Genomic DNA, 10,224 nt, shown 5'->3' with positions numbered 1-10,224 from the left:
ACGGATCGATCAAAATGGCGGCCCTTGAACATGACAAACTCCCGGAAAGCAGGAGCAGCCGTCATGCAGCAATGACCTTTCCGAAAAGTTTGCGACGGAACCAGATCCGGTTGGGCGTCTCGCCGCGGCTGTGTTTTGCCAAGTGCGTGGACGGATGAAAGACGAAGCTCCGATCCTTCTCCTGAACTTGCTTGGTCCCCAGATTGGTCAGGCTCATTGCCGCTCTCCCCTTGATCGTCCGGCGGAAGACAATTCGTCAGCCGCTCGTCAAGGAGTGATTATAGCGACGGACACACCTCACGTTCCACGGCAATGCCCGTCCGCGACCGACGAATTCACGGAACTTGCGTCGATCTCCGTGGAAAACACGGGCTTTGCAAACTCATCGCGCGCTGGGTGCGGACAAGGGTATCGGCGAATTGGATTTCACGGATTTCGTCACCACGAGGCTGTAATATTGGTCGATCCCGAGGCCTATCTGCAGCAATCCCTCCATGAACTCCTGATAGGCAGCCATAGAAGAAGCTGCGACGCGCAGCAGGTAGTCGATCCGCCCTCCAATCGCCCAGCAGTCCAGGATTTCGGGGATGCCTTGAATTGCGGCCTCAAAGTGTCGTTGGTCTTCGAGGCGATGACGATCCAGCACCACCTCCACCATGACAAAGATCACGCCCCCAGTGAGGGACGGACTCAGCCGCGCGTAGTAACCTTCAATAGCTCCTGCCGTTTCGAGTATGCGCAGCCGCTCCGAGCAAGCCGACGCCGAAAGATGAACGCGTTTCGCAAGCTCGCTTTTCGATATCCGACCGTCTGCTTGCAACTCGGATAGAATCCGAAGGTCCCAGGCGTCGAGGCGTACAGTGTTGATTTTCGCTTTCATGGCCTGCCGGAGCTGAATCACGGCTTTACGTTTAGGCTGCTTATGGGTCCGTGCCAATTGCATCTATGGTACCGACGCGCCAATCAAGCGTTGCGTTCGTGGCAGGTGATGTCGCGCGTGCGTTTGCTCCTATTCGCACAGCAGCCCAAATGAGGCGCACAGCCTTCTCGTTGCTCTGCAGTCTATGGATGAGTGAAGCGGGACGATCCCAACAGATGGGGTGATCAAATGCCGATGTTGCGCGCGATGCTATCGGCTGCCATGCGCTTGCGCCACTCAATCGGCCCAGAAGTGTGAACCGAGTTTCCCTCAACATCGACAGCCATGATCACCGGCATGTCCTGGACCTCGAATTCACAGATGGCTTCCATGCCGAGGTCTTCGAAGGCCACGAGCCGCGCCGCTTTGATCGATTTCGATATCAGGTACGCCGCGCCACCCACTGCAACCAAATAGGGCGCCTTGTGTCTGACAATCGATGCAATAGCCGCTGGTCCCCTCTCCGCCTTGCCGACCATCGCGAAAAGCCCGGTTTGCGCGAGCAATCTTTCCGTAAAATCGTCCATGCGGCTGGAGGTTGTGGGGCCAGCCGGCCCCACGACCTCATCCCTCACCGCTCGGACTGGTCCGACATAGTAGATCACGCGTCCTCGCAGGTCGACCGGAAGCGGTTCACCGGCTTCCATCAGTTCGACCATTCGCTTGTGGGCGGCGTCGCGACCCGTCAGCATTTTTCCGGACAAAAGAAGGGTCTCCCCGCAGCGCCACGATGCTGTCTCTTCTCTCGTCAACCCATCCAGGTTGACCCGGCGAACGCCGCTTGTTTGCAAGTCTTCAGGACCGATCTGAGGCCATTGGGAAAGGTCGGGCGGTTGGAGCTGCGCTGGCCCTTTGCCGTCCAAAGTGAGCGTCAGGTGCCGGTTGGCTGCGCATTGCGGGATGAGTGCCACGGGCTTGGACGCCGCATGGGTTGGATAGGTTGCAACCTTGACATCGACGACGGTTGTCAGACCTCCCAGGCCCTGGGCGCCGATCCCGAGAGCGTTGATGCGTTCATAGAGCTCAATGCGGAGCGCCTCTTCCGCAGTTGACGGCCCCCTGGCGATCAGATCCGACATGTCGATAGGCTCGTTCATGGCCTCCTTGGCGAGCAGCATCGCCTTTTCGGCGCTACCACCGACACCGACCGAGATCAGCCCTGGTGGGCACCAGCCGCTGCCAAGCGTCGAAACGGTGTCGACCACCCAGTCGGCAACGGACGCGCTGGGGTTAAGGGTGGTGAAACGCGCCTTGTTTTCCGACCCGCCACCCTTTGCGGCGATGGTGATCTCGATCTGGTTGCCTTGCACAAGTTCGACATGAACGACTGCCGGCGTGTTGTCGCGGGTGTTCAATCGTCGGCCAAGCGGATCCGAGACGATCGATGGTCGAAGGGGATTGTCCGGGTCGAGATATGCCCGACGAACGCCTTCATTCACGAGGTCCACGAAACTGGCCGCGGAATTGATACGAACTCCCATCCCGACCTTGGCGAAGACCACCACGAGACCGGTGTCCTGGCAGATCGGCCGTCGCCCAAATGCGGCCATCCGCGAATTCAACAGAATCTGCCCGATGGCGTTCTTTGCCGGCGGGCTTTGCTCGCGCGCATAAGCCTGTGTGAGGTACTGGATATAATCCGGGGGGTGGTAGTACGAGATATACTGGAGGGCGTCGGCAACGCTCCTTGCAATGTCTTCACCGGCAATGGTGCAGGTTCTTTTTTTCACCAATTCTTACCCGAATGACCCGAGCCCGTTGACGAGTTTCAGGCTTTGGAAGCTGCGCAGGCCATGCTCGCCACCTTCATAGCCATAGCCGCTCTGTTTGACGCCTCCGTACGGCGCATCCGCGGAAACTCCTTTCAGGTAATTTACGCTGACAGCGCCCGCCGAAACACCTTCAATCAGCTCCCGTTTCGCATCTGCGGCGCCGGTGAAGAAGTAAGCGGCCAGGCCATAGTCGGTGGCATTGGCTTCCTCGATTGCTTCCTCGATCGTGTCGAAAGGCGCCACGGTCAGGATCGGCCCGAACGGCTCGTCATGAAGCACTTTCGCATCCTTCGGCACCCCTGTCAGGATAGTCGGCGGCCAGTAAAAGCCCGGCTGATCGAGGCGGGCGCCGCCGGTCTCGATATGGGCGCCGCGCTCCACCGCGTCCTTGACCAGCCCCTGCATGGCCTCGATTCGCCGCGCGTTTGCCATCGGTCCCATCTCCGTCGTTGGGTCGTCCGGCGGGCCGATCTTGATCTTGCGGGCGACTTCGGTCATCCGCGACAGAAACTCCTCATAAAGTGGCCGCGCCACTAGGATTCTGCTTGGTGCGTTGCAGCTCTGGCCCGCGCACTCGAACTTGTATTCTGAAATTGCCGGAACAGCCGTTGCGAGATCCGCATCCTCGCAAACAATGACCGGGGAGTGCCCGCCGAGTTCAAGGACACACCGCTGCAAATTATTTGCGGCAAGCTTGGCCAGGTGTTTTCCAACCGCGGTGGAACCAGTGAAGGTCAAGACCTTTACGATTGGCGAGTTGAGCAGGTGCTCGGAAATCTGCGCCGGCACGCCGAAGACGAGATTGACCACACCGTCCGGGATACCCGCCTGGCGCAGGGCTTCGACGATGTGGATGGCCGCACTCGGCGTCTCTTCAGCCCCTTTGAGGATCACCGGACAGCCTGCCGCCAATGCGGGGGCAAGCTTGCGGGCGATAAGCACCGCGGGATAGTTCCACGGCGTGAAGGCAGCGACCACGCCAAGCGGCTCGGGGACAATCATTCGGTTCGGGCCATGCGGAATGGGGGCCGTCAATTCTTCGGCGTGCGTGCCGTACCACTCCAGAGTTTCAACAGCGCGCGCGTACTCGCCCGTTGCTTCGGCAATAGTCTTGCCCTGTTCTCTCGACAACTCCTTGGCTGCGCCTCCCACCTTCGTTGCCAGGATTTTGGCCGCCGCAACAAGGATTTCGCCGCGCTCTTTTGCAGGCCTTGACGACCAGGCTCGGCGGCTTTGCTCTGCAGAAGCAAGGGCCTGGTCCAGATCCGCAGCCGACGCCGCGGCCACCGAGCCAAATACCGCCTCTGTCGCCGGGTTGGTCACGGTCAGAGTTCCACTACCGCCTCGCCAACTGCCGTTGATGAAAAGCTGGTAGGTCGTGGCATTGGACATCGCATGCTCCGCTTCAGTGAATTTGCCAGGTACGAGGACGGGCCGATATGGTACCGTGCCTAGCTCCCCTGCAATTTCATCGCGATAGTCGATGTGGTCAAATATTGAATGTCGCCCAAAACCATCTCGAATCCAGATTTGATAACGCTCAAGCCGCGAAGAGCCATAGCACTGGAAGAACTTGGCTTGGGTTCCCTAAACCCGGTCCGGTACTGTCGCTGACCAGTGCTTGCCCTCAATCAAGGCTTTTGCGACCTTGGGGATCAGCTTACGAACCGCGGACACGGCCGGAGAGCGCTCATCTTTCGGGTTGACGGCAAGCACAACGGAACGGGTGATCACCGGATCGATGATCTTGACCGTTCGGACCTGCCCTTGAGACGCCTCTTTCTGAATGGCCGACGGGGTGAGGATGGAATAGGCCTTTCCCTCCATGACCATATTGATGATCGTGGAAAGGGAGTCGACTTCGAATCTGACGTCCAGAACACAACCGTGTTGGGCAACGACATCAGCCACCGAACGCCTGACATTGTTGTTGCGCATGGGAACTGCCAGAGGAAACGCGTGCAGGTCGGCGAGCGGAATTGAATCTTCGAAAGGCGGTTCACCCGGCGGCACCACCAGAAAAAATTCCTCACGGGCCAGTACTGTCATTTGCCCCACGCTCTCGGCAGTGCGGTAGAGGACAGCCAGATTGAACCGGCCAGCAGCCATCCACTCCTCCAGCGGTCCCGTCATCCCCTCGATCATCTTAAGCGAGATCCTTGGCAATTCGCTTCTTACCGCTTCAAGCAAGGGACCGCTAAGGACGCGAGCGGCTCCGGAGGGAATGCCTATGGTCACCTCTCCGGAAGGAGCCGCCACCGAGTTGGTCAGTTCGGCCTCAGTGAGCTGAATTTCCTTCAGGATGATCCGCGCTCGCTCAAGCAGCTTGTCTCCCGACGCTGTGACGCTGACACCGGTTCGATCGCGAACCAGCAGTTGGGTGCCGAATCCTTCCTCCAGCTGCCGCACATGCAGGCTTAGGGCGCTTTGAGCAACGTTGAGGGTCGCAGCTGCCTTCGTGAAACTACCGGCTTCGACGACGCCGACAAAGTATCTTAACTGCCTGATGTCCACGATGAACAATTTCCAACCGGGGCAAGATCCCCAGTGCTCGCATATCTATCTCGAAACGAGATGGCGGGCAAGTAACAAACCCTCGACCGTAGAGAGAAAACCAGCCTACCAGCCACCGACTTAAAGGCTTAGGTGTTGCCAGCGAGAGCCAGGATCTCGTAGGCGCGCCGAACCACGGGCGGATCAACCATCTTCCCATTCAATGAGAATGCAGACAGGCCGCGCGTGGCGGCATCATTTTGAGCCGCGACAACACAATGGGCCCACTCGAGTTCTTGGGCGCTTGGCGAGAAAGCCTCGTTGAATATGGCGACCTGTGTCGGATGGATTGCCAAAGCTCCGGCAAAGCCAAGCCGCCGCGCATAGGCCGCGGCTTCCCGCAGTTTTTCAATGTCGGAAAACTCGCCGATGCTTCCAACGAAGCCCAGCGGGAGCAATCCGGCTGCACGGGCGGCAAACAGAACGGAAAGGTTCGGCGCCAGCAGAAGGTCGAATTCCGGAGCGCCGCCGACAGCGGCGCTGAAGTCTTCAGGACCCAGCGCCATTGCGACCATCCTGGGATGGGCCGACGCAATGGCAGCGAGCTTTTGCAAGGCGCCGGGGGTTTCAATCTGGGCAAGGAACCGGATGCGTCCCTGGACAAGATTTCTTTCTCGTTCAAGTTCCGAGACCGTATTCGCGATCTCTATCACCCACTCCGCTGAATCCGTCTTCGGAAGAACAAGTGCGTCAACACCCGCTATAACGGCTGCATCGAGATCCGCCGCCAACGCGCGCAAACCACGATTGACCCGGACCAAAACCGAAGCACCCCCATGGCTCACCTTTGCCACGGAGTCAGGCAGCTGCCGGCGGGCCTCGCCCTTCTGTTCCTGGGGAACGGAGTCCTCCAGGTCGAGAATGACGCCATCCGCACCCCGCTCATGCGCCGTCTCCACAAAGCGTGGAACGTGAGCGGGCACGAAGAGTAGGGATCTCCAACGGGGTACAGACATCGCGCCTTCAACGGCCGGAGGGGATCCTTAATCATAGGTCGCCTCTGAGGTCGACTTTAGCGAGGCCGGCAGCGGTAAGCTTGCTGGTCGGCCGATGACTGAGTGATCCGAGGGAAATAGGCTCTTCGTAAACCGTGAGCAGCCTCACCTTACTCAGACGCGCGCTCACGCTGACGCGGCTCTTTCGCGCAAAAGCCCCAGAACCTCATCGCGGACAGCCTCGGTGTGAGCGCCAAGAGCCGGAACGGGGCGTAACGAGGGGCGTTCCGAGTTGAAAATCGCCGCCGGCGCTATCGTCTCGACGGTTCCTTCGGGTGTGCCAACCTGCACCCTGCGAATGTGCGGATGCCTTGAAACATCCGCCACCTCGTTCAGTCGGCCATATGCCAGACCGGCCGCCTCAAGCTCGTGCATTGCTTCGTGGCAGGACAGTTCGGAAAAGCGCTGTTCAATGAGCTCATCAAGTTGCGCACGATGACCAAGACGCTCCATGTTGTCGGCAAAACCAGGTGCGCGTGTAAGCTCGGGTTGCTTGAGAAATTTCTCGCAGAAATTTACCCATTCGCGGTCATTCTGAACCGAAAAGATGACGTCTTTGCCATCGGCGCAACGATAGGCGCCATACGGCGCCAACGACGGGTGTTTCACGCCGGCGCGTACCGTGTGATAGTCGCTGTAGTCGTTTTGCAAAACCGGTACGTTCATCCAGTCGGCGACGGCATCGAACAGTGACACCTGGATGCCTGTCCCTTCGCCGGTGACCTCGCGGTGATACAGTGCCTGAAGAATGGCGCTATGCGCTGTCATGCCCGCCGAGATATCGCAAACCGACACCCCAACACGCGCGGGCCCTTGTTGGTTGCCCGTGATCGCGCATAGTCCTGTTTCGGCCTGGACGATGAGATCATAGGCCTTCAAGTGGGAATATGGTCCTGTCTCTCCGAAACCAGAAATGTCGCACGTGATCAGCCGCGGAAAGCGTCGACGGAGATCCGCAGACCCAAATCCCAGTTTTTCGATACTGCCCGGCTTCAGATTCTGAATAAAAACGTCGGCACTGGCAATGAGCGTGTCCAGGACGGCGCGATCCGCTTCCAACCTCAGGTCCAGACAGACTGACTCTTTACCCCGGTTGAGCCAGACGAAGTAAGCGCTCTGCCCCCGCACCAGCTTGTCGTAGTTGCGGGCAAAGTCCCCCTCGGGCCGTTCGATCTTGATGACGCGGGCGCCCGCGTCCGCAAGGCGCGACGATGCGTAAGGCGCAGCCACCGCCTGTTCCACCGCGACGACAGTGATCCCTTCAAGAGAGTTCTGCATGCGACACCGTGCTTTTCATCCAATGATTTCGTTTTGAGTCCGGCGACGGTTCAGCATCGCCAGCAACCGATTTTGTTCGTTCCCAACAATGGAGAACGCCTCGTCGACGCCCATTCCGGGCTTTGCAAGCATCATGTCGGCCTGGGTTGCAACGGATACGTGGACAGAAGCTTGGGCGGAGAGATCCGTCTCGGTACAGCTTCCTCCGACATACGCCCCGACCTTATTCGCCTTGCAGATAAGAACGGCGCGCGCCGTATCGGCGAGCGAGCCGACGTCTGGAGTCTTGATTTGGACCAGATGCGCAGCCTTCGCTTCGGCAAAGTGCCGGATATCCTCAAGCGTATTGCATCTCTCATCAACGACAACGCGCGTCCTGGAACCCCGCTCGTCCAAAATCGATACGATCTTGGCGTAGTTCTCAATTTGAGCTTGCGTCGAACCAAAATCCGCCGGGGCCTCGATGTTGAGGGTGAAACCCGGGATGGTATCTGCAACCTTGCAGATAAAGTCGGCGATGCTTTGCGGCTCCAGGCCGATTTCCTGGCCGATCCAGCCATACACATCGAAATGCAGCACGGGATGATACCCCGGGCGGCCGATTTGGCGCGTACGAGTTGCAACCCACTTCACGAACTCCATGAAGTTCTGGCCGTCGACACCAAACTTCTGCCGAGAATTGATCAGGCCATGGGGAAGCACATCCACCGCCTTCAGGATCATTTTGTCGACGTTGATTTCGCGAGCGTCACCGCTCTGGCAGTAAATTGGGACGCGGCACGTCGGCAGCGGTAAGTCAAATTCAGCGCATACAACCTCTGCCATGGTGACACGCTGGAGGTAGGCCGTTGCTCGAAGCAGAGCCTGGCTGACACCATACTCAATCGCGAGAGGTAACCGCTTGTGTTCAAAGGGCTCGAAAACCTTCGCGCAGGCCTCAAGGTAACAAGATGCATCAACATCAAGAAGCCGTGGCGCGACCACGCGTGACGTTAGTTCTGAGATTTGATTGGTGTCGAACAGAGGATCGCGTCCGCCAGCACCAGAGTACTGAACGCCCATCATGTCGCCCCAAACAATGGTGTCGTCGGTGAGAACAAGCCCGACACTAAGCGAAGATGCCGGCACGCGAAGCGACGTGAACCCAGGCGTTGTCGGTTCGCCGACATAGATGAAGCCGTCCTGGTTCGCGCCGGACCGAATGGCAGCTTGATCGTCATAAAAGAATGCGCCGTTGCCAGGCGCGAGGAGGACGTCTTTGATCTGCAATTGAGTAACTCGATTTGTTCTGAGGGGATTAAATTCGTTCTGCTACTTAAATGCGATGCTGGCTGGTGGGCGCCGATTCTTAGTTTTTCGGTGGTCGCGCAACGAGCGCTACTCCTTGGTTGGCGTGGACATGCGCCCCCGATCGTATGGCGACAACGATGGATGTTCCGTGCGCGCGGATATCAATGGACACAGCGGACAGCGAATCCATCGGATGCAGGATACCTATGAGATCTCCGTCCTTCACTTGATCCAACACGGAGCAGCGAGGTTCGAAGATGCCCGCTGCAGGTGATTTCAACTCGTCATGCGGATGCGTCTCGAGCGTTTGGCCGGATTTCGGTTGACGGGACGTTGGATACTCGGCTTTACCCTCGATCAGCCCGAGCGCGATGAGCGCGTTGCGCACTCCGGCCTCATAAATCGCGAGATTGTCCGCGCCGACCGTGCCGCCGCCGAATTCAGTGCAAACAAATACCTTGCCCTGGTTTTGAGCCACGATATCGAACATTCCAGCCGTGTCGTTGTAATCCCAGACCAAAGTCAGGGGCAATTTAAACGCCTCCGCCATTCTCACCGTCCTGGCCATGAGATCAGGATCGGCAATCGGGTGCGTCGTGGCCGCCGGTGGAAAGTCCCACGTTGGTTCGAAGCTGTGCAGATCGAACACGGTGTCGGCCATTGGCAACAATACGCGCGAAACCGCATCCGCGATTCGTTCGGTCACTGACCCGCCGGCCCGGCCTGGAAACACGCGATTGAGATTCAATCCATCGAGCGGAGTATTGCGGCTCCATGCCTCCACAGCCAATGGATTGAGCACCGGTAGGACGATGACCGTTCCACAGGTTTGCGTTTCTGGCAGCGACTCAATAAGCCGTCGCGCGACAAGTGGCCCTTCCAGTTCATTGCCATGATTTCCGCCGGTGACAAGAAGGCGCGGCCCCTCACCTTTGTTGAGACTGAAGACCGGGAGTGAAAGCTCTCCTCGGTCGACACCTCCCGGGACAACAAGATGCCCCCTGCTCACGCCGGGCGCATCGAGATCGACTGTAAGGTGTGGTATTCCGCTCATTCTTCAACCTATTGCGAATATTCAGGTGACCGGGCGCGTTTCGCGGTTGCATTCTCCTGCTCTGGAACTATGCGCCACGCGTCGTTCAATCCGCCAATATAATGTCCCGGACGGTGCCATCGCGTTTTTAGATGGCCGCCGACTGGCTTGGGGGAACTGCCGCAGCTCACAACGAAGACGGAACCGTGACTAATAGCTGGCTCCTCGCCTACATCCCAGGACCGCCAGCCTGCTTACCCGCCACACGGGCCAGCCCGCAGGGTTCTGTCGCAAATCGTGATTTCGGTCACGACGCGACGCTTTCGCGCCAATGATCAGGCGGCAAGGATCTCGAACTGCTCGGCAATTGAAGGGCATGGATTG

The 10,224-nt window shown here is 58.6% G+C and carries 9 protein-coding genes; all 9 read right to left on the bottom strand.

The window, feature by feature from the left end; all coding sequences use genetic code 11:
• Positions 1–61: 61 nt before the first annotated feature.
• Complete coding sequence (locus ACFFNA_RS26220) at positions 62–217, bottom strand: hypothetical protein (RefSeq protein WP_378922796.1); 156 nt, start codon at positions 215–217, stop codon at positions 62–64.
• A gap of 165 nt (positions 218–382) precedes the next feature.
• Positions 383–880 carry an Lrp/AsnC family transcriptional regulator gene (locus ACFFNA_RS26215; protein WP_378922798.1) on the bottom strand — a complete coding sequence of 166 codons (498 nt, stop codon included), beginning with the start codon at positions 878–880 and terminating at the stop codon, positions 383–385.
• 224 nt (positions 881–1,104) lie between these two features.
• On the bottom strand, positions 1,105–2,649 hold the full coding sequence (locus tag ACFFNA_RS26210; RefSeq protein WP_378922794.1) for a fumarate hydratase: 1,545 nt from the start codon (positions 2,647–2,649) through the stop codon (positions 1,105–1,107).
• A 6-nt stretch (positions 2,650–2,655) separates the two neighbouring features.
• Entirely contained in the window at positions 2,656–4,083 is a 1,428-nt protein-coding gene (locus ACFFNA_RS26205) for an NAD-dependent succinate-semialdehyde dehydrogenase (RefSeq protein ID WP_378922792.1), read from the bottom strand.
• Positions 4,084–4,278: 195 nt separating this feature from the next.
• On the bottom strand, positions 4,279–5,205 hold the full coding sequence (locus ACFFNA_RS26200; protein ID WP_378922790.1) for a LysR family transcriptional regulator: 927 nt from the start codon (positions 5,203–5,205) through the stop codon (positions 4,279–4,281).
• A 128-nt stretch (positions 5,206–5,333) separates the two neighbouring features.
• Positions 5,334–6,143, bottom strand: coding sequence for an HpcH/HpaI aldolase/citrate lyase family protein (locus tag ACFFNA_RS26195; protein ID WP_378922788.1), 810 nt, complete (start codon positions 6,141–6,143; stop codon positions 5,334–5,336).
• A gap of 222 nt (positions 6,144–6,365) precedes the next feature.
• Positions 6,366–7,517, bottom strand: coding sequence for a CaiB/BaiF CoA transferase family protein (locus ACFFNA_RS26190; RefSeq protein ID WP_378922787.1), 1,152 nt, complete (start codon positions 7,515–7,517; stop codon positions 6,366–6,368).
• Positions 7,518–7,532: 15 nt separating this feature from the next.
• Positions 7,533–8,786 (bottom strand): methylaspartate ammonia-lyase, encoded by a 1,254-nt coding sequence (locus ACFFNA_RS26185; RefSeq protein ID WP_378922785.1) that lies wholly within the window; start codon positions 8,784–8,786, stop codon positions 7,533–7,535.
• Positions 8,787–8,865: 79 nt separating this feature from the next.
• Positions 8,866–9,861, bottom strand: a complete 996-nt coding sequence (locus tag ACFFNA_RS26180) for a succinylglutamate desuccinylase/aspartoacylase family protein (RefSeq protein ID WP_378922784.1) — start codon at positions 9,859–9,861, stop codon at positions 8,866–8,868.
• Positions 9,862–10,224 lie beyond the last annotated feature (363 nt).

Source organism: Mesorhizobium kowhaii (assembly GCF_042431665.1).
GTDB lineage: Bacteria > Pseudomonadota > Alphaproteobacteria > Rhizobiales > Rhizobiaceae > Mesorhizobium > Mesorhizobium kowhaii.
Note: the sequence above shows the minus strand (reverse complement) of the source record. Positions and strands in the feature narration are given on the sequence as shown.